Source organism: Endozoicomonas sp. ONNA2 (assembly GCF_024606365.1).
Lineage (GTDB): Bacteria > Pseudomonadota > Gammaproteobacteria > Pseudomonadales > Endozoicomonadaceae > Endozoicomonas.
This window is the reverse complement of the sequence record NZ_JAHHPO010000503.1, coordinates 1-1,315: the sequence shown is the minus strand read 5'-3', so window position 1 is coordinate 1,315 and position 1,315 is coordinate 1. Positions and strand designations below refer to the sequence as shown.

1 protein-coding gene is annotated in these 1,315 nt (G+C 53.8%); it reads right to left on the bottom strand.

The genetic code is table 11. From position 1 onward, the window contains the following. Positions 1–49: 49 nt before the first annotated feature. On the bottom strand, positions 50–1,315 hold a 1,266-nt coding region (locus tag KDK14_RS09000; protein WP_257264759.1), incomplete at its 5' end, for an adenosylhomocysteinase.

Sequence of the window (1,315 nt, the reverse complement as noted above, 5' to 3'; positions counted from 1 at the left end):
CGTCCTCGCTACGGGGACGCCCAGTCGGGCGCTATTCCAGGACAGCCTCCTAGTATTTGTAATCGTTGCTCTTGAATGGGCCATCAACAGGCACATTGATGTAGTCAGCCTGGTCTTGAGTCAGCCGGGTGATAACACCACCAAAGCCTTCCACCATATAGGCAGCCACTTCTTCATCCAGTTTTTTAGGCAGTACGGTTACCGCCAGCTTTTCCGGCTTTTGATCGGCAGGCAGATGAGCAAACCCTGCCTCGTAAAGATGAATCTGAGCCAGAACCTGATTGGCAAAGGAGCCGTCCATGATACGCGACGGATGTCCGGTAGCATTCCCCAGGTTCACCAGCCGCCCTTCAGAAAGCAATATCAGGTGATCATTGCAAGCACTGTCCCGGACAATCTTGTGAACCTGCGGCTTGACCTCTTGCCAGTCCCAGTGATCCCGCATGAACTGCGTATCTATCTCGGTATCAAAATGGCCGATATTGCAAACGACACAGCCGTTTTTCAGGGCTTTGAGCATATGACGGTCGCAGACATGAACGTTACCGGTGGTGGTCACCAGCAGGTCAGTGGTGGCCAGCAGCTCCCGGTTAACAGAAGCTTCGGTGCCATCGTTAGCCCCATTGATATAGGGCGAAACCACTTCAAAGCCATCCATACAGGCCTGCATGGCACAGATCGGGTCAATTTCCGTTACCTTGACAATCATACCTTCCTGACGAAGGGAGGCGGCAGAACCCTTGCCCACATCACCGTAGCCAATCACCAGCGCTTTCTTGCCCGCCAGCAGATGGTCGGTCGCCCGCTTGATGGCATCATTCAGGGAGTGGCGACACCCGTATTTATTGTCGTTTTTACTTTTGGTGACCGCATCATTGACGTTGATGGCCGGGACTTTCAGGGTACCTTTTTCCAGCATCTCCAGCAGCCGGTGAACCCCGGTGGTGGTCTCTTCTGAAATGCCATGAATGTGGTCCAACAGTTCAGGGTACTTGTCGTGTAATAACAGGGTAAGGTCGCCACCGTCATCCAACACCATGTTGGCTTGCCAGGGCTTGCCGGTGCCATCGAGAACTGTCTGTTCGATACTCCACCAGAACTCTTCTTCGGTCTCCCCCTTCCAGGCAAATACCGGTATGCCCGCTGCAGCGATGGCTGCGGCAGCATGGTCCTGAGTAGAAAAGATGTTACAGGACGACCAGCGGACTTCAGCGCCAAGGGCCACCAGGGTTTCAATCAGGACAGCAGTCTGGATGGTCATGTGAATGCAACCCATGATCTTTGCGCCTTTGAGCGGCTGCTGATCCCGGTATTT